The sequence below is a fragment of the Methylosinus trichosporium OB3b genome, assembly GCF_002752655.1.
GTDB classification, from domain to species: Bacteria; Pseudomonadota; Alphaproteobacteria; order Rhizobiales; family Beijerinckiaceae; genus Methylosinus; species Methylosinus trichosporium.
This window is the reverse complement of sequence record NZ_CP023737.1, coordinates 2,005,593-2,028,197: the sequence shown is the minus strand read 5'-3', so window position 1 is coordinate 2,028,197 and position 22,605 is coordinate 2,005,593. Positions and strand designations below refer to the sequence as shown.

The following is a 22,605-nucleotide window of genomic DNA, read 5'->3' as shown; positions in this document are numbered from 1 at the left end:
CCCTTCCTTCCTTACGCGAGGCGCTTCGGCGTTGGAGCCCCTGCCTCTCGACCAGAGGGCCGCAAATATGAAGAAGGTTTTGACAGTCGATGATTCGGTCAGCGTCCGCCAGATGGTGCGGGCCGTGCTGACTGTCGCGGGTTATAGCGTCATGGAGGCCAAGGACGGTCGCGAAGCGCTCGGAGCCGCGCGCAGCGAGCAGGCCAATATGGTGATCACCGATCTCAACATGCCGGTCATGGACGGGCTTACCTTCATTCGCGAACTTCGCAAGCTTCCCGCCTACAGCGGCGTGCCGATCGTCTTCTTGAGCACGGAGTCGGACACTGCGGTGAAGCAGGAGGCCAAGGCCGCCGGCGCCACGGGCTGGATCACCAAACCCTTCAGCCAGGACCAGCTGCTCGCCGTCGTCAAGAAGCTGATCGGCAGCTGAGCGGCGTTCAGACGCTGGTCGAAAACCGTCGCCGATCCCGTTAATCCGTCGAGTGGACGAGTCCCATGAACGACGCCGAAAAGGCTTTTCGCGAGGAAGCCGACGATTTGCTGGAGCAGCTGGAGCAATCGCTGCTCGATCTCGAGAAGACGCCATCCGACAATGAACTGATCGCCTGCGCTTTCCGTGCGCTGCATACGCTCAAGGGCTCGGGCGCGATGTTCGGCTATGAGAAGGTGTCGGCGTTCGTTCATAATTTCGAGACGGCGTTCGATCATGTGCGCAAGGGCCGGGCGCCGCCCAGCACCGAGCTGGTCTCGGTGGCCCTGCTCGCCAAGGATCACGTGCGCGCGCAGATCGAGGATCCGGAGGCCGCCGACGAGGCGACGGGCCGACGCATTCTCGATGAGCTGCGCCGCGTGGTGGAGGCTTCGGCGCCCGTGGCCGCCGAGGCGCCGGCCGTCGAGATCGCGGCGCCCGCTCGGCCCGCCCGCGCCGCTTGGCGTCTGCGCTTCTCCTTCGACGAGCGCGTGCTCGTCAATGGAACCAATCCGCTGCTGCTGTTCGACGAGCTGCGCACGCTCGGCGAGCTCGATCTGCGGGCTTGCGCGGATGCGGTTCCCTCGCTCGACGCGATTGATCCGACGGTCTGCTATCTCTCCTTCGAGGCGACGCTCGTCACCGATGCGCCACGTTCGGCGATCGAGGATGTCTTCATCTTCGTGATCGACGAGATGAGTCTCGAGATCGAGCGCGTGGACGAGGAGCAGTCGACGCATGTGGAGGAGGCGCCGCCCGCCGCCGCCGAAGCGGCGCCGACAGCAACGCGACGCAGCGCAGAGAACGAGGGGCGCGGCGCCGGCTCGGTGCGCGTGCAGGCGGAAAAGGTCGACGAGCTGATGGATCGCGTCGGCGAATTGGTCATCGCTCAGGCGCGGCTGACGCAGCTCGCGGAGACGGCGAGCCTCGACATCAAAGCGATCGCCGAGGAGATCGAACGTCTCGCCGCCAATCTGCGCGACGTCACCATGGGCATTCGCATGGTGCCGATCGGCTCGCTGTTCGGCCGCTATCGGCGTCTCGTGCATGATCTTTCCAGCGAGCTGGACAAGCCGGTCGATCTCGTGATGTCCGGCGAGGAGACCGAGCTCGACAAGACGATGATCGAGCGCCTCGCCGATCCGCTCGTGCATCTCATTCGCAATTCGCTCGATCACGGCCTCGAGGATGTCGCCGGACGCGCGGCCGCGGGCAAGGCGGCCACCGGCCGCATTCGTCTCTCGGCGAGCCATTCCGGCGCCGAGGTGCTGATCACCGTCGCCGACGACGGACGCGGGCTCGATGTCGCACGCATTCGCGCCAAAGCGGTGGCCAACGGCCTCATCGCCGAGGACGCCGTGATGAGCGATGCGGAAATTCATCAGCTCATCTTCCACGCCGGCTTCTCGACCGCGCAATCGATCACCAAGCTCTCGGGCCGCGGCGTCGGCATGGATGTGGTCAAGCGCACGATCGAGGGCCTGCGCGGCGCGATCGACATCGCGAGCACGCCGGGCGGCGGGTCCGAGGTGACGCTGCGGCTGCCCTTGACGCTGGCGATCATCGAGGGGCTGCTCGTGCGCGTCGGCGCCGCGCGCTATGTCATCCCGCTTTCTTCCGTCGAGGAATGCGTGGAGCTGGCGACCGCCGGCGAGGGCGGCTCGGCGGGCCGCAGCTTCCTCAACATCCGCGGCGATCTCGTGCCTTTCCTGCGGCTGCGCGAATTCTTGAGCGCGAAGACGCCGCCCGATCCGCATCAGAAGGTCGTCGTCGTCTCCTTCGGCGATCAGCGCGTCGGCCTCGTCGTCGATCAGATCATCGGTAGCCATCAAACGGTGATCAAATCGCTCTCCAAGCTGCACGCCGACGTGCCGTGCTTCTCGGGCGCGACCATACTCGGCGATGGCGCCGTGGCGCTGATCTTCGACATTCCGCATCTCGTCGATCGCGGACAGGCGCATGACGAGGAGCGCAAGGCGCGCGAGAAGGAGGCGGCGTGATGGCGCAGGAGACGATAGACGAAAGCAGGCAATGCCTGATGCTGGGCGTCGGCGGCGAGATCTTCGCGATCGACGCCGAGCGCGTGCGCGAGATTCTCGATCCCGCGCCTGTGACGGACGTTCCGGGCGCGCGCGATTTCGTGCGCGGCCTCATCAATGTGCGCGGCAAGGTCGTGCCGATGGCCGATCTGCGTCCGCGCTTCGGAATGGAGGTCGCGGAGGCGACGGCCGACACGCGCTTCGTCGTCATCGAGGTCGATCTCGACGGCGAGCCGACCGTCGTCGGGATCGTGGCGGACAAGGTCTATGAGGTGGCGGAGCTGCCTCTCTCATCGCTCGGAGCGGCGCCGCGCATCGGCATGCGCTGGCGGCCGGAGCTGGTGAAATTCATCGGGCGCTGGCAGGACGACTTCATCGTCGTTCCAGACATCGAGCGCATTTTCAACTGAGCTGGGGCGGACCATGCGATACACAGTCAAAGCAAAGCTGACGAGCGCTTTCAGCGTCGTCATAATTCTGTCTGCGGCAGCAGGAGCCGTCGCCTATACGAAGCTCGCAGCGCTCAACGAGAATATCGAGACGATCGTCGAGGCGCGCGTGAAGCGGCTCGTCTGGGCGGAGGATCTCAAAGTCATTTCCAGCGAAGCCGTCCGATCCGAGAAAAATGCGATCATCGCCACGACAGACGAAGAAAGCGCGAAGCACGTCGGCCGTGCGCTGAAGCTGCGCGAGGAATTTCGCAAGCTGCGCGAAACCATCTACGAAGTCGCGTCCCCGAAAGGCAAGGAATTGATCGCCAAGGTCGGCACAGCAGCCGATGCGGTCGACCCTCTGCTCGACAAGGTGCTGAACGCCGCGAAATTGAACTCCGCCTCGAAAGCCCGCAGCCTCGCAACGACCGAAGGAGCCGCCAAGGCCAAGGAGCTTCGCACGGCGTTCAACGCCTTTTCCGAGGTGGCCGCGAAAAACGGAGCCTCCCTGCTCGTGACCGATCTCGAGCGGCTTCACTCGGCCATCGAGACTCTGGGCGGAGACACGCACCTCTATATTTCGGCTCCGACAATGGCGGAGCTCGAATCCGGCGCCAAGGCGCTTCAGGCCGAAGCCACGACAATAGAGGCTAGCGCCGAAGCGATCAAGTCGAGGGCCGTGAAAGCGGGGATGGTTCAGGCGGCGGAGCATTTCGGAGCCGCCTTCGATCAATGGCTGAAGACACAGGCGCGCGTGATCGCCATCGCGCGTGAGGGCGGTTCGGTGTACGCCGCCGACTTGTCGAGCAATCAAAAGCGCATTCTCGCCGCCGAGGTCACGAAGTCGCTCGATGACTTCATCGCTTTTCAGCGCAATATGGTCGATGAGGCCAGAGCAAAGGCGGCCTCGGATTACGATCAAGCTCGGACGCTGCTTGTTCTCGTCTTGGCCATTTCGATCTTCGTCGCCGTCGCCGCCGCGATCTGGATCGGCTACTCGATCAGCCGCGGCCTCAACCGGGCCGTCACGCTTGCGAGCGCCGTCGCAGATGGCGATCTCTCTCGCAACATCACCGCTGACAGTGACGACGAGATCGGCGATCTCGTTGCGGCGCTGAAGAAGATGGTCGTCAATCTGCGAGAGGTGGTCGCCAAGACGGCCGATGCGGCGAGCAATGTCACGGCCGGAGCGCAGGAACTCGCCGCATCGGCGGAGCAGCTCTCCCAGGGCGCAACGGAGCAGGCGGCCTCGGCGGAGGAGGCGTCCGCTTCAATGGAGCAGATGGCCTCCAACATCAAGCAGAACGCCGACAACGCCAATCAGACCGAGACCATCGCGCATCAATCGGCGCGCAATGCGGAAGCGAGCGGGGAAGCGGTCGCCCGCGCCGTCACGGCCATGCAGACGATCGCCGACAAGATCGGCATCGTGCAGGAGATCGCGCGCCAGACCGATCTGCTCGCGCTCAATGCGGCGGTGGAGGCGGCGCGCGCCGGCGAGCATGGCAAGGGCTTCGCCGTCGTCGCCTCGGAAGTGCGCAAGCTCGCCGAGCGCAGTCAAACGGCTGCGGCGGAGATCGGCGTTCTATCGACCGACACGGTGAAGGCGGCGCGCGAGGCGGGCGAGATGCTGACCAAGCTCGTGCCCGACATTCGCCGCACCGCTTCGCTCGTCGAGGAGATCACCTCCGCCTGCCGCGAGCAGGACGCCGGCGCAGCGCAGATCAATCAGGCGATCCAGCAGCTCGACAAGGTGACGCAGCAGAACGCCAGCTCGTCGGAGGAAGTCTCCGCGACGTCGGAAGAGCTGTCGAGCCAGGCCGAGCAATTGCAATCGACGATCGCTTTCTTCCGTCTCGGCGACCAAGCAGCGCGAAGCAGCGCGGCGAGCCATGCCGACACTGGCGCGCATGGCGTGCGCCAGCTGCGCGAGAAGGCGATGTTCGCAGCTGCGGAGCTGTCGCAGCGCTCGTCCGGCGGACGCAAGCCGATGCGCGCCGCCAAGCCGGCGATGAAGGCCACCGGCACCGGCGGCTTCGTGCTCGACCTCGCCGGTGGAGAAGACGAGATGGACGCGGAATTCCGAAGGGGCTGAGGCCCCGCGCCAGCCGAGATGAACAAGCTCCTGTCCCCCGACGAGAGCGCTTCGAGAGATGACAGTCGAAATATTGTGACAGGGGCATTCGATGCGATACACGGTCAAAGCAAAGCTCGCTACGGCGTTCGGCGTCGTCATCGTTCTCTCGGCGGCGGCCGGCGCCGTCTCCTACACGAAGCTCGCGGCGCTCAACGAGAATATCGAGATGATCGTCGAGGGCCGTGTAAAGAGGCTCGTCGGGGCGGAAGATTTGAAAGTGCTGATGCTCGACGGGGTCCGCTCGGAGAAGAACGCTATCATCGCATCGACGGACGAGGAGAGCGAGCGACATGTGGCCAACGCACTGAAGGTCCGCGACGACGCGCGCAAGCTGCGCGAGACGATCTATGAGGCAGCCACTCCGAAGGGCAGGGAGTTTCTCGGCAAGATCGCCATGGCCACCGACGCCTTGAACCCTGTGCAGGACAAGGTCCTGAAGGCGGCCAAGCTGAATTCGGCGAATAAGGCCTTCGCTCTCGCCGCGACCGAAGGCGCCGAATCCGGCAAGGAATTCCGCGCCGCGCTCGCCGCTTTTTCCGAAACGGCCGCGCGCAACAACGCTCCTCTGCTCGTCGCCGATCTCGAGCGCATTCATTCGGCGATGGAGAAGCTGCGCGGCGACATGTACGCCTATATTGCTTCCACGACGATGGGGGATCTCGAATCCCGCTACAAGCCGCTCCAGGCGGATTCGACTGCTCTCGCCGCCGCCGCCGAAGGCGTCAAGGGCCGCGCGATGCGGGCCGGGATGACCCAGCCGGCGGAGCAATTCTCGGCGACGCTCGATCGATGGCTGAAGATGGAGGCGCGTGCGGTAGACCTCGCGCGTGAGGGCGGTTCTCTGGTCGCTTCCGGACTATCGAGCGGCGAGGGACGCACGCGCGTGATCGACGTGATAAAGGCGATCGATGAATTTATCGCCTTCCAGCGCAAGATGGTTGACGAAGCCAAGGCGTCGGCCGTCGCCGATTACGAGCAGGCGCGCTTCCTGCTCATCCTCATGCTAACCGGCTCGGTCATTGTCGCCATCGGCGCCGCGTTGTGGATCGGCCTCAACATCAGCCGCGGTCTCGGCCGGGCAGTCGGTCTCGCCAATGCAGTGGCGATCGGCGATCTAAGCCAGCAGGTTTCGGCGAGCAGCAATGACGAGCTGGCCGATCTCGTCGACGCGCTCAACGCCATGACGCGCAATCTGAGCGCTACCGCCACCGTCGCCGACAAGATCGCGGCGGGCGATCTCACCGTCGAGGCGAAGCCGCTCTCCGACAAGGACACGCTCGGCATCGCATTGGAGCGCATGGTCGCCAATCTGCGCGAGATCATCGTCAAGGCGACGACCGCGGCGAATAATGTCGCGGCCGGCGCGCAGGAGCTCTCCGCATCCTCGGAGCAACTCTCGCAGGGCGCCACCGAGCAGGCGTCCTCTGCCGAAGAGGCGTCGGCCTCGATGGAGCAGATGGCCTCCAACATCAAGCAGAACGCCGATAACGCCAATCAGACCGAGACCATCGCGCATCAGTCGGCGCGCAACGCCGAGGCGAGCGGCGAGGCCGTGGACCGCGCGGTGCAGGCGATGCAGACGATCGCCGACAAGATCGGCATCGTGCAGGAGATCGCGCGTCAGACCGATCTGCTCGCGCTCAATGCGGCGGTGGAGGCGGCGCGCGCCGGTGAGCATGGCAAGGGCTTCGCTGTCGTCGCCTCGGAAGTGCGCAAGCTCGCCGAGCGCAGCCAGACCGCCGCGGCGGAGATCGGCGTTCTCTCCACCGACACGGTGCGCGCGGCGCGCGAGGCCGGCGAGATGCTGACCAAGCTCGTGCCCGATATTCGCCGCACCGCTTCGCTCGTCGAGGAGATCACCTCCGCTTGCCGCGAGCAGGACGCCGGCGCCGCGCAGATCAATCAGGCGATCCAGCAGCTCGACAAGGTGACGCAGCAGAACGCCAGCTCTTCCGAGGAAGTCTCCGCGACCTCGGAAGAGCTGTCGAGCCAGGCCGAGCAATTGCAATCGACAATCGCCTATTTCCGTCTCGGCGACGACATGCGCGTCGCGGCGGCGCAGAGCCGCCGTCCCGCCATTCGCCAGCTGCGCGAGAAGGCGATGTCCGCCGCCGCCGAGCTCGCCCAACGCGCGACCTCCGACAAGGGCGCGCGCGCGGCTCGACCGGCGATGAAGGCGACCGGCACCGGAGGCTTCATGCTCGACCTTTCTCACGGCGAGGATGAGCTGGACGCCGATTTCCGGCGCGGCTGAGTCATGATCCGAGCGCTCCCGCCCGCGAAGGTCGAGAGCGCTCACCTGCCGCGAGACGAGGACATTGCGAAGATGACACAGGACCAGAGCCAATTCGTCACACTGGGCCTCGACGGCGAGGTCTTCGGCCTTCCCGTCGCTTTGGTGCGGGAAATTCTCGATTATCGCCACATCACCAAGCTGCCGCAGGCGCCGGCCTATGTGCTCGGGATGATCGACGTGCGCGGCGAAGCGGTGCCGATCATCGACCTGCGCGCCAAGCTCGGCCTGTCCTGCGTCGCGGCGACGGAGGCGAGTCGCTTGATCGTCGTGGATATCCTGCTTAGCGGACGCGATGCTTCGCTCGGCCTTCTCGTCGATTGCGTGTTCGAGGTGACAGAGCTCGATCGCGACGCGATCGACCCGCCACCCAATGTCGGCGGCCGATGGCGCGCGGAGTGCATTCGTGGCATCGGTCGGCGCAATGGAGCCTTCGTCGTGGTGTTCGATCTGCCGCGCCTGCTCGCCGAGGAAGACATTGCGCTGATGGCCGCCACCGGCGCGCCGCGAGCCGCGTGATGGGGAGCGAGCCCTTGCGGCGTGCGAGCGAGGCCGGGCTCGTAGAGGGCGCCGCCCACACGATCCGACTCGACGCCCTGAGCGATCGCCACTTCCGTACGCTCACGGCCTTCATCGAGACGGAGGTCGGCATTCGGTTGCCGCCGTCGAAGCGAACCATGGTCGAGGGGAGGCTGCGCCGCAGGGTCAAGGCGCTCGGCCTCGAGAATCTCGACGATTACGCCCGCTTCGTGTTCGAGGGCGGCGGGCTCGTGAATGAGAGCATTCATCTCATCGATTGCATGACGACGAACAAAACGGATTTTTTTCGTGAGCCGGAGCATTTCCATATGCTGACGCAAGAGATCGTCCCGCAGCTGCTCACGCAGCGACGACGTCGGACCGATCGTTTGAAAATTTGGAGCGCGGCCTCGTCGATCGGCGCCGAAGCCTACACGATCGCGATGGTGCTCGCCGACCTCGCCAAGATCGAACGGTTCGATTTTTGCATTCTCGGCACCGACATCTGCTCGGCGGCCTTGGAGCAGGCGCGGCGCGCCGTCTATCCCGACGAGATGCTCGCGCCGACGCCGCGGGCGATGCGCGAGCGCTATGTAATGCGCTCGCGCGATCCCGGACGACGCGAGGCGCGCATCGTTCCGGAACTCCGCCGACGAACGCGTTTCGAGCGGCTCAATCTGATGGACTCGGCCTATCCGGTCGACGACGACATGGACGTGATCTTTTGTCGCAACGTGCTCATCTATTTTTCGGCGGCGACTCAGCAGGCGGTGGTGACCAATCTCTCTCGGCATCTGCGACCAGGCGGCTATCTGCTCCTCGGCCATTCCGAATCGATGGCTGGCTCCAAGCAGAGCGAGCTGCGCCAGATCGCTTCCACGGTTTATCGACGAGAAGGAGGACGCGCATGAACAGGATCGCCAAAATTCGTGTCCTGATCGTCGACGATTCCGCCTCGGTGCGTCAGACGTTGAGCGACATGCTCGGCGCCGAGCCGGACATAGAGGTGATGGGAACCGCCGCCGACGCCTATGCGGCGGCCCGCCGAATTCAGGCGGAAATTCCCGATGTCATCATTCTCGATGTGGAGATGCCGGGCATGGACGGCATCACCTTTCTGCGCAAGATCATGTCGCAGAAGCCGATGCCTGTGGTGATCTGCTCGAGCCTGACGGACGCGGGCTCGAAGGCGCTGGTCGACGCCATGGAGGCGGGGGCCGTGGACGTGATCGCCAAGCCGCAGATCGCCACCAAACAGTTTCTCATGGAGGCGAAGGTGCGCGTCTCGGACGCAGTCCGCGCCGCAGCGCATTCGAAGCGCCGTGGCGCGGTCTCTCGTCCGAGCGTCGTCGAGCGAAAGCTCACCGCCGATGTCATGCTGCCGCCGCCGGCGCTGCGCTCGATCCATCGTCCAACCGAGAAGATCGTTTGCATCGGCGCTTCGACGGGCGGCACCGAAGCGCTGCGCGATGTGCTCGAAGCGCTTCCCGAGAACTCGCCCGGAATGGTGATCGTGCAGCATATGCCCGAGCATTTCACCGCCGCCTTCGCGCGTCGGCTCAATGGCCTGTGCCGGGTGGAAGTGAAAGAGGCGGAAGACGGCGACCTCGTGCATGCCGGGCGCGTTCTCATCGCGCCGGGCAATCGGCACATGCTTCTGCAGCGCAATGGGACACGCTATCATGTCGCGATCAAGGACGGCCCGCTGGTGTCGCGTCATCGCCCATCGGTCGACGTGCTGTTTCGCTCGGCTGCGCAATGCGCCGGCGCCAATGCGATCGGCGTCATCATGACCGGCATGGGCGACGATGGCGCGAAGGGCCTGCTGGAAATGAAGCAGGCCGGGGCGCGGACCATCGCTCAGGACGAGCAGAGCTGTGTCGTGTTCGGCATGCCGAAGGAGGCTATCGCCATCGGCGCGGCGGAGAAGATCGTTCCCCTCGGCGGCGTCGCGCGCGAAATTTTGATCAACGAACTCGCCGAGCCGAGCGTCGGAGCGACGAAATGGACAGCCGCATGAGCCACTCGGCTGCCCTGTCGGTCGTCGACCGCATCGCCGCGTCGCTCGACGGGGTGTTTCAGGACAGCGAACGCGTCTTCGCCGCGATCGGCGCAGGATTGGGAGACGCCATCGTCGATTTCGGCGGGCTTACCGCCACATTCGAGACCTTGTCGACGGGTCTCGAGAACGACGACATGTGCGAGGTGGCAAATCGGCTCGCGAAGATCTCGGGCGCCCTCGACGCCGTGGGCGAGGAAATGGTCGGCGAGCAAGCCGCGTTGGCGGAGCTTCTCGCGATCAATCGTGAGGTCGCCGATCTTCTCAGGCGCTTGCAGGACGGCGCGCGCACGATGACGATACTGACGCTCAATGCGAAGATCGAGGCCACCCGTCTCGATCGAGATGGAGAGGATCTGTCGATTTTTTCGGTCGAGATGGCGCGCACCGTCAAGGTCGCTCAGGAGACGGTCGATGCGCATGGCGGCGAGCAGGCCGAGCTCATCGGCAAGCTCGCTTCGGCATGCCTCGCGCAGGTCGAGTTCGAACGTCACTATCGCGGCAAGATCGCAACGGTTTCGCAAGAGCTGAGACGAGCCTTCGGTCTCGTCGACGAACGGCGCCGGCGGGCGGCGAAGACCGCGGCCGGGGTCGGCGCTCGCTCGAAGCAGATTTCCTCGGCGATCGGTGTCGCCATCATCGCCCTGCAAATCGGCGATAATACGCGTCAACGCATCGAGCATGTCGTCGATGCTCTGCACATGTCGCGCACGACGTCGCCTACGCTCGGGAGCGACAAGGCGATAGCGACGCTGAGGACCATATGCCTGCTGGAGGCGGCGCAGATCGATGCGGCGTCGAGCGGCTTCGATGACGGACTTCGGCAGATCCGCGAGGCGCTCGAGCAGCTCGTCGAGGATTGCACGGCCATCGGATCGGAAGGCGCGCAGATTTGGGGCGCGGACAATGTGGCGAACGGCTCTTTCCTCGGCGCATTAATCGAGAAGCTCGAGGCGTCGCGGCAGCTGATGCAGGAATGCGCAACCGCTTCGACTGCCGTCGAGAAGGTCAAGTTCGAGGCTCTTCAGACGCTGATTTCGCTCGAGGAGCGCATGTGCTCGCTCGAGCAAGCCGTGAAGCAGATGATGCTCGTCGGCATCAACGCCGGCTTGAAGTCGCGCCAGTTCGGCTCCGGCGGTCTCGCGCTCGGCGTCATCGCCGAGCAATTGCGCAGCAATGCGCAAAGGATTTCCAGCGACGCGGAAATGCTCATGCCGTCGCTCGGACGCGCGCTCTCTCTCGCACGCGGCTTCGTGGCGACAAAGACGAGTGTGGGGATCGACGACTTCGGTGCGGATCTGTCGGCGACGCTCGGGGATCTGGATGTGATCGCGCAGCGACTCGAAGGGGCTTTCGGGTCGCTGCTGACGGATAGTCGACGCGTGACGGATTTTCTCGGCGGCTCGATCGCCGAGCTGGTTCCGTTGCAGCGCGTCTGTGACGCCTCGAGCCGAGCGGCGCGCGACCTCGAACAAGCAGCGTTCGATCTCCCGGAGTTGTCGGACGATTTGGCGGCGTCAGCCTCGCTGCTCGAAGCTATTTGGGGGCTTTACACGATGGAAGGCGAGCGGATCCTCCACAGAGGCGTCGTCGAGCCGGAGGGATATCGCCGGCCGACGCCGTGCAACTCGGATGCTGAAGAGGATCTCGGGGACATTCTGTTCGCCTGAGGCTTTATCGAAGGCGCACCTCGCAGAGGCGCGCCCTCTGACGCTCTATTGCGGCGTGACCAGAACGATCGTTCCTGCCGTGTCCGTGGTGTTGGCGTTGACGCGATTGTCGCCATAGCTGCGAACAACGCCCCCGGCCGAGACATTGCGGATACCGCCGCCATTCGCGGTCGCGACCGAGCGGCTGAGGATCATCAGTCCCGTTGCATTCCCCTCCAGCCTGAAGCCGTCGACCAGATTGCCCTCGGCGATGCTGTCGACGATCGTCGTCTTGGCGGTCGAGGAGGAGAGGAAGCCGCTGTGGCCATTGTCGTTCGATGTCACATGCTCGATGTTCACGCGCAGCGAGGCGCCGCCCGGCGGCTCGATGCGCACGCCGATGAAGCCGTTGTTGGTCACGGTCGAATCGGCGATCGTTACTGCGGCGTTGCCGCCATTATTGCCGAGTGCGATGCCGTCGCCGGTGAAATTGCGAACCGTGACGTCGGAAATGTAGACACGCTTAGCGCTCTGCACGAAGATGCCGTTCGGGGCGACGCCCTGTCCATTGATCTCGAGATTGCGCAGAGTGACGACGCCAATGCCGCCGGCGGAGACCTTGATCGCCGTATCGAGAGCCGTCATATCGACGCCGGCTCCGGGAACGCCGGTGATGGTGATCGACTTGTTGATGACGAGGCCGGCGGCCGCCGCGCCATAATTCGCCGCATCGATCGCCTTGATCTCGCCGGCCGCTTTCGTCTGCGTGAGCGCATAGGCGAAAGTGCGGCAGGCGCTGGCGGGCGTGGCGCAGACGCCGGCGTCGGCGCCCTTGCCCGACACATAGGACACGGCGTTGAGCGCCGCCGCCGGCGAAGCAGCGAAGCAGGCGGCGAGCGAAGCGGCGGCGGCGAGCGCCGAGACGATGGATCGTTCATGCATTGTTTTGCTCCTCGTGGAATGTGGAGCGCCGTTGCTCCCATGCCGAAAAGCATGCCCGATGTGTTCACGCGCTTCTGTGCGCGCTAGCACATCGGCGAGAAGACGACCGCCGCGGCGCGCGGGGGGAAAAAGGTCTCACTCCCGCCCACTGCGGATGAGCGAGAGCGCGGGTGTCGTCGTGCAGAGCAGTGTGTCCGCACGACAATTCACTCGCGCGCCGAGCGGGTCCGGCGGTGGCGAGGAAGCATCGTAAAAACAAATGTTTATGCAATTGTGGCGATCGCGAAATCCCAATCTCTTGTAAATTGCTCGCATATGAAGCTAATCTGAAGCATAACCGCACGATTCAAGCCCCGCCGGCAGCGGTGGACAATTGGGATTCGGCCCCCCTCACCGAGGTGATCCAGCACAATGCACGATGAAGAGCATGTTCAAACTGTCGATCAGGGGTCGGTCGAATGGGATCTATCCTTCACCGAGCAGCAGGCGCGATCCGTCGCTGCGCAGATTGTGGGCTTCGACACGCCGCAAAGCGTGTTCACGAACTATATTGTTCACAACAAAGATACGAATCTCAAAGCAAGCGAGCGTCTCTTCCAGATATGCTCGGTTATTTGTGATGTCGGCCACACCATGCTTCCGCGGCAGATCCGGCCGCTGCTCATAGGAAAAGACGTCCTCGACTTCGGCTGTGGGACGACGATGTACGGCGCCGCATTCCGCGCGATGGGCGCGCGCTCCTATGTCGGCGTCGATCCGGTGGTCGATCTGTCGAGGCGTCGATTTCGGAGTCGGCGGCTCAAGGCCACCGTCAACACCGGAGTCTCATTGGAATCGGTGATGCTGCGCATTCCGCGTATCGAATATTATCAGAATGCCGACATCCTCGAAGAGCGCACCTTCGACACTATCATTCTCCATACGGTCACCGAACATCTGCACGATATCGAATCTTTGTTCTCGCGCTTTCAGAAAGCGCTCAACCCCGGCGGCAGCATCTGGTTCCTGCACACCAATTTTTATTCCTGGTCCGGACATAACCAGGATCCGAAAACCCTAAAGGACTTCGATCCGGAAAATCCCGAGCATCTCAAATACGCCGATTGGGCGCATGTCGATTTCGACGCGCCGTCGGATCACGTCATTCGAACTCATCTCAACCGGCTCCGCATCGGCGAGCTCCGCGATTTGACCGAGCGCTATTTCTCGATCGTCGAATGGACGCTGGTCGAGGACAAGCCGCCCGTGCAGGCCCGCCTGACGCCGGAGATCGAGCGGCGACTCGGTCGCTTCAGCCGCTCCGAGCTGCTGACGAAGCAAGTGATTTGTCTCGCTCGAAAGCCGACGCTATAGTCATCGTCCGCAACGCGGGCTCGTTCATCGAACGGCGGTCCAGTCGCCTTCGGATCGAGGGGCGCGACCGGCCGAATGGAGCGAGGTCGCGATAGACGCTTTCACTCCGAAGCTCTAGAAGGCGACCGAGGCGTCGGACGCCGGACGGACCAGCGCCGGCTGGCCGATGAATTAGGGGAGGGCGGCGCGGATCGTCCTCCCGAAGCAGGTGAGGAACGGATGTCGAGGGTGGTCCATATCTCGAATTTCGGGGATGTAGAGGCGCCTGGCCTCGTCTTGCCGCCCGGGATGATTTCTGAATCGGAGCGTCGTTTTCTCTATTGGCTGGCGTCGTCCAAGCACACCGGCGTAGGCGAGGTCGTCGAAATCGGCACGTGGCTCGGATGCAGCACGTTGCACCTCGCCGCCGGGTTGCGCGACGCCGGTCGTGGCCAGAAGCTTCATACTCACGACGATTATGTCTGGCGTCCTGGAATGGGCGAGAAATCGGGCCTGACCATCGAGGAAGGACAATCTTTCTTCCCGAACTTCCTCGTCAATGTCGAGCCGCTCCGCTCTCATATCGATCCAAAGGTCGCCAGCGCCATCGACCTCGGCTGGACGGACGGCCAGATCGAGACTCTGGTGATCGACGCACCGAAATCCTGGCGGACCATCCGGCGGCTCTTTAAGCAGTTGGCGCCGTTCTTCATCCCTGGAAAGACGCGCATCGCTTTTCAGGACTACCTCCATTTCCCGTCCTACGAGCTCGCGATCTATACGGCGTCGCTCGACATGCTCGAGCCGCAGGTCGTCGTTCTCGAAGGCTCGACGGTGATGTTCCTCGTGACCGCTCCGGTGCCGGAGGAGCGCGTGTCGGATGTCTACAGCTACAAGCAGTTCGACGCCGCCGAGATCGACCGGCTCTGGACGAGCATCCTGGATTTCCTCCCCAAGGAGGCCTGCAACAAGCTCGCGCTCGCCTATCCGCTCACGCTGTGGCAGCTCGGCCACCGTTCAAAGGCCGAAGCGCGACTGGCCGAGATGGAGCTGTCGCGCGAGACGGCGTCCTTCATGCTGAAGAAGAGCAATAAGAATGTCGAGCCGCATTTCGCTTGGATCCGCTCGGCGGTCAGATCGCGCTACGGACTATCGCAATGATCTGATGCGTTGAAATCGGCGAGCGCTGGCACGCGAGATGGAGAGAGGCGACAGATGGAAGCGAAGACCATTACTCTGTTCGACTGCACCTTGCGTGACGGCGGCTACTACACCGACTGGGATTTCGGCGACGCGCTGCTGGAGCGTTATCTCGACGCAATGCGCACGGCCGTCGACATCCGCTCGGTCGAGATCGGCTACCGCAGCCCCGCCAAGAAGACCTATTTCGGCCGCTTCTTCCATCTTCCCAGAGCGCTCGCGCAGCATTGCCGGGATCGGCTGCGGCCGGACCAGCGCCTCGCCATCATGCTCAATGAGAAGGACGTGCGGCCGGAGAGCGTCGCGGGACTGATCGGTGATTTGGCGGGCGTGGTGAACACGATCCGTTTCGCCGTCGCGCCCTCGAAGATCGGCCTCGCCATCGAGCTCGCCGACGCCTGCGCCGAGCTGGGCTTCAGCGTCGGCCTGAACATCATGTATCTGAACACTTATGTTCGCAAGGCGGCCATGCTCGCGCCGCTGGCGAGGGCCAAGACCGAGGCGGTGGCCCTCGTCGACAGCTATGGCGGCTGCATGCCGGACGAGGTGCGGGACACGGTGGCCGAGGCCCGGGCCGTGCTGCCGCATCCGATCGGCTTCCACGGCCATGACAATATCGGCCTCGCCTTCGCCAATAGTCTCGCGGCGATCGAGGGCGGCGCCACCACGCTCGACACCACGGTGGCGGGCATGGGGCGCGGCGCCGGCAACGCCAAGACCGAGCTGGCGCTGTCCTATCTCGCCGCCCGCTGCGGCAGCGAGCTGGATTATTCCTGCCTCTCGTCGGCGGTCGATCTCTTCGTCCAGATGCAGAAGGATTATGAGTGGGGCGCCAACCTCGCTTATATGATTTCCGGCTTCGCCGGCCTGCCGCAGGCGGATGTCATGGATTGGCTGGGCACGCGGCGCTACAGCCTCGCCTCGATCGTCGCGGCTCTGCGCTTCCAGGGCGGCGGAGAGGTCGACGATAAAGTCTATCCGGATCTCTCCCGCTCGCCGCTGCGCGCAGAGCTCGGCGGCCGCCCGGCGCTGGTGATCGGCGGCGGCGAGAGCGTGATCGAGCATGTCGATGCGTTGAAGACGCTCGCGGTCGGCTCCAACATGACATTGGTGCATTCCACCACTCGCCGCGCAGCGCTGTTCGATGACCTCCGCGTGCCGCAGATCTATTGCCTGGCCGGTCAGGAACTCGGTCGCTTGTCCACCGACGCGGAGCGCGCCATCCTGTTTCGCGAGAACCGCCATGTCGTGACGTCCGAGGCGCCGCGTCTGGTGGGATCGGCGCCGCAGTCGGCCAATGTCTATCAGGCGCCGCATTGGGTGGAAGAGGACGCCCGCGAGAGGCTCGGGCCGGTGACCGACGAGCCGCCGCTCTATCTCGCCTTCGCCTCCGCGGAAGCCATCGACGCCTCCGACGTCTATCTCGCCGGCTTCGACGGCTATCGCAACGCCAGCGCGTCGCAGCAGGCGAATGCGCGCGATGTGCAGGCCGCTCTGAAGCTGGCCGAGACACGCTGGCCGCATCGCAGCATCGTGTCGGTCACGCCCACCAGCTATAATGTGGCCTGCGTGTCGGCCTATGCTCTCTCTCAGACGGCGCGGACCGCCTGAGCATGGCTGATCTGTGCGTCGTCCTCGACTGCGACGGAGTGCTGCTCGACTCCAATTCGATGAAGACCGAGGGATTCGCGGCGGTCTTGTCGGCCTATCCGGCCCCTGTGGTCGAGCGCTTCCTGGCGTTTCAACGCACTGCATTCGGCATGTCGCGCTATCATCTGGTCGGCGCATTCTTCACGGATTATCTGATGCGCGCCCCGGCGGACGGCGAGGCTGACGAGATCTTGTCCGCCTTCGGGCGCTACTGCACGGAAAACTACCCGCGACAGCCCTTCACCGACGGGGCGCAGGACGCGTTGACCCGGCTCGCCGCGCATGGCGTGCCGATGTTCGTCGTATCCGGCTCGGACCAGCAGGAGCTGCGCGGCGTGCTCGAGGCTCGGGGTCTCGCCCGTTTCTTCACGGACATCCTCGGCTCTCCGACATCGAAAGCGGACAATCTGGAGAAGGTTCTGGCGGCATGCCCGGCGAAGCGCCATGTCTTCGTGGGCGACGCCCAGGCGGACTATCTCGCCGCGCGCAAGCATGATTGCGACTTCTACTATCTCTCCACCTGGGCGGCCGACCGGGAGGGGATGGCGCGGCTGAAGTCCGAGCATCGCTTCGCGGAAATCACCCGTTTGCCGCAGCTTTTGGATCATCTGGCGAACGCGCTTTCGCCCCGCCTGTCATGACCCGGATTCTCTCCGGGCCGACCATAGACACGAGACCCGCATGACGCGTCCCTCCTACGCCTTCATTCCCTGTCGCGCCGGAAGCCAGCGCGTGCCGCACAAGAATACGCGGCCATTGGCGGGCTTTCCGGGCGGGCTTCTGGAACGCAAGCTGCGGCAGATATCGAAGAGCGAGCTTCTCGCCGGCGTGGTTCTGTCCACCGACGATCCCGTCTGCATGTCGATCGCGCGTGATCTCGCGCCTTCGCTCGCCAAGCCGATCGAGATTCTGGATCGCCCGCGCGAGCTCGCTATCGCCGACACACTGGACGCTTTCGTCGCCTATGTGCCCACGATCATGCCGGAGGGGGATGTCGTGTGGATGCACGTCACCTCGCCCTTCTTCGGATTCGAGCAGATGGACCTCGCCGTCGCCGCCTATCGAGCGGCGGCCGAGAAGGGCGAGGCGAGCTTGATGGGCGTCACGCGCGTGCAGTCGTTCCTATGGGACGAGCAGGGCTGCGTCTCGCATGACCGCAGCATCGACAAATGGCCGCAGACGCAGGATTTACGCTGCTTCTATGAGGTGAACTCCTCGATCTTCATCATCGATCGCGACGTGATGCGGCGCGAACGGGACCGCATCACCAATGATCCCATCCTCCACATCGTCGATCGTCATTGCGCGTTCGACGTGGATTGGCCCGACGATTTCGCTTTCGTCGAGCGCGTGTTGACGCTGGAGGGCGGCGGGACGTGATCGGGCGCGCGGCTTCAGGTTTCGGCGCCGAACAGCTTGCGCGCGCTCTTCATGGCTTTTTCGTCCTTCGGGGAGCTTGCCGCGCCTTTCATCAGCAGTTGCTCCGCCACTGCCATATGGCCGTAATTCTGCAGCAATCGCACAAAGGCGATGATGCTCGCGGGGTAACGAGACAGGTCCCCTTCATGGCGTTGAAAAAACTCCAGAGTCCGGTGCGCGTCATCCGACTTCTGGAAGATTTCCGCTGCGATCGTATGGGTCGTGCGTTCGGAGGGCCGCTCGGCCATGGCGCGCTCGATCTCGTCGCATGCGGCTTGCGTCTGGCCCGACTGAGCCAGCGCCTGCGCTTCGAGACGCCGGAAAACGAAATGCCGCCCGGATCGCCTGTCTCTCCATTGCTCCGAGACCGATAGCGCGTCCTCGGCTCGCTTTTGGTCGACCAGAAGCTCGAGATAGCCGGTGACCAGCCGGTCGCGTTCGGCGTTGGCTTTTCCCGATTTGTCCGCCACCAGCATCTCGAAAGCACGACGACCGAAGGCGAGGGCGGGGTCGATATGCTTGCGTTGATGAAGCAGGCGGGAAACGCCGCCATAAACCAGCGCGGTTCGGCCACGATGCGCTCGATAGCTGCGCAGGAACTCGGAGACGCTCAGCTCGCCACGAAGCGCCTGAAGAGTGATTTTGCTGAGGAGGCCGCAATCGCTGAGAACGCGCGACACGTCATGGTCGGCGAACGCTACCCGCAAATGCCGAATCGGCGCATGCCGCGAAATCTCCATGACATGACGCTGATCGGCTTCGAAGAACGGATCGGAGAAAATAAAGATGCAGTCCGTCGCCGCGACCGAATCCGCGAAGGGCGCGCCCATGAATTTGATGGACTTCACGTCGGACAGCCAGCGCTTTTCCCAAGGAACGAGCTTGGGATCGACCGAGAATTGCGGCGCATAGGCCACAACACGCGCGGCGCCGAGCGGTTTCGAAGCCACGAGCGCGCCGTGGCCGCCCATGCTCGACCCGTAGGTCACGATCTCCGGTCCGCCGCGCGTGACGGCGTAGGCGGCGATCGCCTTCAGGGCCTCCGACCAATCGGGCGTGTTCCACCAGTGATTTTGTTTGCTGATGACATGAACTGCATCGACGTCGTTCTTCGTCAGAAAGCCTTCGCCGGCGCCGATCTCGGCGGGCGGAGCATGGTCGCGCCCTGTGAACGACACGACGAGAAGACCTGGGCTGTTGCGGGGGACGGCGACGACACGAATGCCCGCACCGTCGAAAATCTCGGTTCGTTCATCCACCATGCTCGATCGCGCCACACGCATCGATGACGAGCCTTTGTCGAAAAGATCCATTGACGTCTGGGCGGTCATGCGCGGCGCGGGAGTGAGGACGGCTTTCTTCGGCGGAGGCGCAGCCGGCGCCGCGCCTTGTGCGATGACGGAGCGAAGGCGCTGCGCCATGAAGCTGCAGGCGTTGCCGTTGCGCAGTCGGCTGAACTCGCGAGCGAGCTTCTCCGGAGTCAATCCGTTCTTCTCGATGGACCGGCGTATGCGCAATTCCTCGAGCGCCCATGACGCCTGTTTGGCGGCGTCGAGAGCCACCGTCAGCTCGGTGAAGGTCGCGGGCTTGATCGATGGCATCGACGCGGCGGCAGCGCGGAACAGCTCGATGACCTTGCTCCAAGCCGTCTGAGCGCCTGCCACATCGCCGCGCCCGGACGCGATAAGGCCGGCCGACAGCAAAGCGAGAGTGAGATTATAGGCGGCGATCGGGCATTCTTTCACGAAGCCCGCCGACTCGAAGATCAGCCGCAGGTCTTTGTCCACCGCCGCCGCGTTGTCCTGGAAAAGATCGAGCAAGTAGCGGACATAGAGCAGGGAAATGCGGGACTGGTATCGGCTCGTCTTGGCGACGCCATATTCATCCGGAAGTTCCGGCACCCAGCCGAGCGCCTTGTCGATGCGCGCGCCCGCGATCGAGAAAGCGTCGACCTCGATATTTTCGAGCGCTTGATAGGCGAGTATCTTGGCGGCTTCGATGCGCTCGAATTTGCCGTTCTCCGGCGATCGATAAACTTGATCCATTATGAACGTCAGCGTTTCGGGTCTGGACGTTCGCGAAGCGCGGTGAAAGACGATCTTGCGCAGATCGTTCAATGAAATGGGAAGAAGATTGTCCAGATCGAAATTTTTCGGGACCGCAATATCCTGAAAACCGCCCTCCGGGGTTTTCAGAACCGGCTTGACCGCGCGTAGGGGACGAAGCTCCGGCGTATTGAAAATCAAACGGATCCGCCCGTTCTCGAGTGCTTCGTTCGCAACCGCCTCGATCGAAAGACGACGTTTCGGCTTGCCGCCGACGACCTGCAGCTCGAAGCATGCGATTTCCGAGGCCGGTCCACCGATCTCCATCGTAATGTGCTTCGCCGAGATCGAGGCCGGCCCAACTATCAACATCCAAGTCTCCCTTGACCTTTCCCGATGGCGTCTTCGGCTATCACGAACGAGCCGATATAGCCTGCGTCTCCCTGAAAGCTCACGGGTCCGCCGCGCCTGAATGAGCCACTTCTACCTTGTCGGTCGCCGGCGTGTCATCTGCGTCGCTGGAGAGTGGAGGCGTCGTGTTCGGCGGAGCAGATGCGGGTTCCGCCCTGGGCTGCGTCTTCTTTGGGCTCGGTTCCGAGCATGGGCCTCGACACTAGATCTTATCCTTGATTTAACGCCAAAAATATGAAGTTTCCTCTGAGGTCCGTTCCGCCATCCAGCTCCTGACCCTTCTCGATTATTACTCCGCTGATCCTTCCTCCGAGAGATCGAGCGGCTGCGCGCCCGCCGTGTCGCCTGTCACGGAGCCGCGCATCCTCAGCCGCTCGCGCACCACGCCCGCCGCTCCGCGCACCGAAATATCCGTGAGCCCTGCGCCGGCGCCCCCGCCGACATGGACGTCCGCGAGCTCGACGAGGCCGCTCTTGCGGCCGAGCCCCCGAATCTCGAGCCCTTTGCGCGTATGCGCGCCGTCGTTCAAATTATAGCCGTCGATGCGCAAGTTCCGAAGCGTGAGATCGGACGGCGTGTCGACCAGAAGCCCCATGCCGCGGCTGTTCGTGATCTCGACATCGCTGACGACGCCGGATAATTCGCTCTCTCTCAGCGTCTGCGCGGTCGTCGTCGCTTGATGCAGATACAAAGCCGCGCCGCGCTCGGCGTCGTCATGCGCGTCCATATTGCGCAATCGAACCCGTCGCATCTGCAGATTGCGGCATTCGTTCACCCCGGCGGCAAAACCGCCGTCGATCTCGACGTCCTCGATCGTTATGTCCTTGGGCGGGGCGACGCCGACGATCTCTTTCGGATATTTCTTGAAGCGATTGGGCCCGACGCGAAACGTCTCGGCGGCCTTGAGCGCGTAGTCCCGCCCGGCCGCGCGTCCGCGCACATTGCGGACCAGGATTCGCTCCATTGGCACGCATCTGTTGGTGAAGGAGCCCTCGGGACTTTGAAACCATTCCGCGAAGGTCGGATAGGCTTCGAGCTTGTGATAGAGGAAGAAGACGCTTCCCGTGTTCTCCGCGGTCACGTCGCTGATGACCCAGTCGGACCCGCCGGCGGAATCGATGCATTGCGCCTCATGGACGAGATTCTTGAACCTCAGCCCTTTTGCGTCGACCTTCCAGGCGGGGCCATCCCAATCCATGCATTCGGTCAAATGCTCGAAGCTCACGTCGCGAATGATGGGCCCCCATTCATAGTGGACATAATGGCCTTGGATCATGTTCTTATGGCGGCAGCCGATTTGTCGGCGGTCCCGGCCGTTCAGGAGGAAGAGGCCGCGGCCGGCGCGTTTTCCGCTGGAATGCAGCTTCAGATTTCTCTGCTCGAAATTGTCGACTCCCGTGAGGCCGAAGGCGAATGTGAAGCTGTGAATGGGGCTGAACTCGTCGGCGAAATCGAATTCGACCTCGTCGAACAGAATGTCCCGCAAGGCGCCGGGCGAGAGATTCAAACCGGTTCCGAACAGGAATATCCGAGCGAGAGGGCCGAGCGGCGTCGCTGGCGCGCGCGTCATGATGCGGCCGCCGCGCCCGACGACCGTCAGGCCCGAGACGAGCGGAACGCAGATATGCGTGGTTCGCTCGGGGATGTTGCGAAACTGCCAGCTCGACGCGGCCGGAGGCGTGAGGACGAAGTCGCCGCGCGGAATCATGAGCGGCCGCTCGAGTCGCGCGGCTTCCAGGACGGCGCGGCCGAACGCGGCGGTGTCGTCGGAGCCGTCGCCTCTCGCGCCGAATTGATAAGGGGTCAATTCGGCGCGAATGATATTGATCGTGCGATCCGCCGGAGCCGCGAGCGACCGGGCGCAGCTGCTCGCCAAGGCGACCGCTGCGCTCGCGAGAATCATGCGGCGGCTCGTCGCGCTGCTGCGCCGCGTCTCATTGCCCATGTTCACCGGCCTCCGCCCTGCGCCCTGCTTTCGGTCCAGCTTGCTGGATCGGGTCGAGTTTG

The 22,605-nt window shown here is 63.8% G+C and carries 17 protein-coding genes; 14 read left to right on the top strand and 3 right to left on the bottom strand.

Going from position 1 to position 22,605, the window contains the following annotated elements; all coding sequences use genetic code 11:
- Positions 1-67 precede the first annotated feature (67 nt).
- From CQW49_RS09795 to CQW49_RS09755, 9 genes are all read left to right on the top strand, one after another.
- On the top strand, positions 68-433 hold the full coding sequence (locus CQW49_RS09795; protein ID WP_003610583.1) for a response regulator: 366 nt from the start codon (positions 68-70) through the stop codon (positions 431-433).
- Positions 434-498: 65 nt separating this feature from the next.
- On the top strand, positions 499-2,472 hold the full coding sequence (locus CQW49_RS09790; protein ID WP_003610580.1) for a chemotaxis protein CheA: 1,974 nt from the start codon (positions 499-501) through the stop codon (positions 2,470-2,472).
- Positions 2,472-2,921, top strand: a complete 450-nt coding sequence (locus CQW49_RS09785) for a chemotaxis protein CheW (RefSeq protein ID WP_003610578.1) — start codon at positions 2,472-2,474, stop codon at positions 2,919-2,921. The genes CQW49_RS09790 and CQW49_RS09785 overlap by 1 nt, the downstream gene beginning before the upstream one ends.
- Before the next feature lie 13 nt (positions 2,922-2,934).
- A complete protein-coding gene (locus CQW49_RS09780; protein ID WP_003610577.1) occupies positions 2,935-5,037 on the top strand; it encodes a HAMP domain-containing methyl-accepting chemotaxis protein in 2,103 nt (700 codons plus the stop codon).
- Positions 5,038-5,128: 91 nt separating this feature from the next.
- Positions 5,129-7,333 carry a HAMP domain-containing methyl-accepting chemotaxis protein gene (locus CQW49_RS09775; RefSeq protein WP_003610575.1) on the top strand — a complete coding sequence of 735 codons (2,205 nt, stop codon included), beginning with the start codon at positions 5,129-5,131 and terminating at the stop codon, positions 7,331-7,333.
- Positions 7,334-7,405: 72 nt separating this feature from the next.
- Positions 7,406-7,891: a chemotaxis protein CheW gene (locus CQW49_RS09770; protein ID WP_003610573.1), complete on the top strand. Its 486-nt coding sequence runs from the start codon at positions 7,406-7,408 to the stop codon at positions 7,889-7,891.
- The gene (locus CQW49_RS09765; RefSeq protein ID WP_003610572.1) at positions 7,891-8,802 is read left to right on the top strand and encodes a CheR family methyltransferase; all 912 of its coding nucleotides are present in this window, start codon (positions 7,891-7,893) and stop codon (positions 8,800-8,802) included. The genes CQW49_RS09770 and CQW49_RS09765 overlap by 1 nt, the downstream gene beginning before the upstream one ends.
- Complete coding sequence (locus tag CQW49_RS09760; protein WP_003610570.1) at positions 8,799-9,911, top strand: protein-glutamate methylesterase/protein-glutamine glutaminase; 1,113 nt, start codon at positions 8,799-8,801, stop codon at positions 9,909-9,911. The genes CQW49_RS09765 and CQW49_RS09760 overlap by 4 nt, the downstream gene beginning before the upstream one ends.
- Complete coding sequence (locus CQW49_RS09755) at positions 9,908-11,620, top strand: hypothetical protein (RefSeq protein ID WP_155931281.1); 1,713 nt, start codon at positions 9,908-9,910, stop codon at positions 11,618-11,620. The genes CQW49_RS09760 and CQW49_RS09755 overlap by 4 nt, the downstream gene beginning before the upstream one ends.
- Before the next feature lie 45 nt (positions 11,621-11,665).
- Here CQW49_RS09755 and CQW49_RS09750 read toward each other — a convergent pair whose 3' ends face one another.
- Positions 11,666-12,541, bottom strand: coding sequence for a right-handed parallel beta-helix repeat-containing protein (locus CQW49_RS09750; RefSeq protein ID WP_003610565.1), 876 nt, complete (start codon positions 12,539-12,541; stop codon positions 11,666-11,668).
- Positions 12,542-12,952: 411 nt separating this feature from the next.
- Here CQW49_RS09750 and CQW49_RS09745 point away from each other — a divergent pair, with 411 nt between their 5' ends.
- The 5 genes from CQW49_RS09745 to CQW49_RS09725 all read left to right on the top strand — a co-directional run bounded on the left by CQW49_RS09745 (position 12,953) and on the right by CQW49_RS09725 (position 18,103).
- Entirely contained in the window at positions 12,953-13,894 is a 942-nt protein-coding gene (locus CQW49_RS09745; protein ID WP_003610564.1) for a class I SAM-dependent methyltransferase, read from the top strand.
- A 288-nt stretch (positions 13,895-14,182) separates the two neighbouring features.
- Positions 14,183-15,034: a class I SAM-dependent methyltransferase gene (locus CQW49_RS09740; protein ID WP_157926082.1), complete on the top strand. Its 852-nt coding sequence runs from the start codon at positions 14,183-14,185 to the stop codon at positions 15,032-15,034.
- A gap of 54 nt (positions 15,035-15,088) precedes the next feature.
- The gene (locus tag CQW49_RS09735; protein ID WP_003610560.1) at positions 15,089-16,684 is read left to right on the top strand and encodes a beta/alpha barrel domain-containing protein; all 1,596 of its coding nucleotides are present in this window, start codon (positions 15,089-15,091) and stop codon (positions 16,682-16,684) included.
- 2 nt (positions 16,685-16,686) lie between these two features.
- The gene (locus tag CQW49_RS09730) at positions 16,687-17,364 is read left to right on the top strand and encodes an HAD family hydrolase (protein WP_003610558.1); all 678 of its coding nucleotides are present in this window, start codon (positions 16,687-16,689) and stop codon (positions 17,362-17,364) included.
- Between the two features lie 40 nt (positions 17,365-17,404).
- Complete coding sequence (locus CQW49_RS09725) at positions 17,405-18,103, top strand: acylneuraminate cytidylyltransferase family protein (protein ID WP_003610555.1); 699 nt, start codon at positions 17,405-17,407, stop codon at positions 18,101-18,103.
- Positions 18,104-18,117: 14 nt separating this feature from the next.
- On the opposite strand, the gene CQW49_RS09720 is transcribed toward CQW49_RS09725, so the two are convergent.
- Both CQW49_RS09720 and CQW49_RS09715 read right to left on the bottom strand, forming a co-directional pair.
- Complete coding sequence (locus CQW49_RS09720) at positions 18,118-20,187, bottom strand: hypothetical protein (RefSeq protein WP_155931282.1); 2,070 nt, start codon at positions 20,185-20,187, stop codon at positions 18,118-18,120.
- Positions 20,188-20,887: 700 nt separating this feature from the next.
- Complete coding sequence (locus CQW49_RS09715; RefSeq protein WP_003610551.1) at positions 20,888-22,543, bottom strand: hypothetical protein; 1,656 nt, start codon at positions 22,541-22,543, stop codon at positions 20,888-20,890.
- Positions 22,544-22,605 lie beyond the last annotated feature (62 nt).

What these genes read in the sequence shown, in the direction of transcription:
- CQW49_RS09795 (WP_003610583.1), top strand. Translation starts at nt 68, where the DNA reads ATGAAGAAGGTTTTGACAGTCGATGATTCGGTCAGCGTCCGCCAGATG.
- CQW49_RS09790 (WP_003610580.1), top strand. Translation starts at nt 499, where the DNA reads ATGAACGACGCCGAAAAGGCTTTTCGCGAGGAAGCCGACGATTTGCTG.
- CQW49_RS09785 (WP_003610578.1), top strand. Translation starts at nt 2,472, where the DNA reads ATGGCGCAGGAGACGATAGACGAAAGCAGGCAATGCCTGATGCTGGGC.
- CQW49_RS09780 (WP_003610577.1), top strand. Translation starts at nt 2,935, where the DNA reads ATGCGATACACAGTCAAAGCAAAGCTGACGAGCGCTTTCAGCGTCGTC.
- CQW49_RS09775 (WP_003610575.1), top strand. Translation starts at nt 5,129, where the DNA reads ATGCGATACACGGTCAAAGCAAAGCTCGCTACGGCGTTCGGCGTCGTC.
- CQW49_RS09770 (WP_003610573.1), top strand. Translation starts at nt 7,406, where the DNA reads ATGACACAGGACCAGAGCCAATTCGTCACACTGGGCCTCGACGGCGAG.
- CQW49_RS09765 (WP_003610572.1), top strand. Translation starts at nt 7,891, where the DNA reads ATGGGGAGCGAGCCCTTGCGGCGTGCGAGCGAGGCCGGGCTCGTAGAG.
- CQW49_RS09760 (WP_003610570.1), top strand. Translation starts at nt 8,799, where the DNA reads ATGAACAGGATCGCCAAAATTCGTGTCCTGATCGTCGACGATTCCGCC.
- CQW49_RS09755 (WP_155931281.1), top strand. Translation starts at nt 9,908, where the DNA reads ATGAGCCACTCGGCTGCCCTGTCGGTCGTCGACCGCATCGCCGCGTCG.
- CQW49_RS09750 (WP_003610565.1), bottom strand. Translation starts at nt 12,541, where the DNA reads ATGCATGAACGATCCATCGTCTCGGCGCTCGCCGCCGCCGCTTCGCTC.
- CQW49_RS09745 (WP_003610564.1), top strand. Translation starts at nt 12,953, where the DNA reads ATGCACGATGAAGAGCATGTTCAAACTGTCGATCAGGGGTCGGTCGAA.
- CQW49_RS09740 (WP_157926082.1), top strand. Translation starts at nt 14,183, where the DNA reads ATGATTTCTGAATCGGAGCGTCGTTTTCTCTATTGGCTGGCGTCGTCC.
- CQW49_RS09735 (WP_003610560.1), top strand. Translation starts at nt 15,089, where the DNA reads ATGGAAGCGAAGACCATTACTCTGTTCGACTGCACCTTGCGTGACGGC.
- CQW49_RS09730 (WP_003610558.1), top strand. Translation starts at nt 16,687, where the DNA reads ATGGCTGATCTGTGCGTCGTCCTCGACTGCGACGGAGTGCTGCTCGAC.
- CQW49_RS09725 (WP_003610555.1), top strand. Translation starts at nt 17,405, where the DNA reads ATGACGCGTCCCTCCTACGCCTTCATTCCCTGTCGCGCCGGAAGCCAG.
- CQW49_RS09720 (WP_155931282.1), bottom strand. Translation starts at nt 20,187, where the DNA reads ATGGATCAAGTTTATCGATCGCCGGAGAACGGCAAATTCGAGCGCATC.
- CQW49_RS09715 (WP_003610551.1), bottom strand. Translation starts at nt 22,543, where the DNA reads ATGGGCAATGAGACGCGGCGCAGCAGCGCGACGAGCCGCCGCATGATT.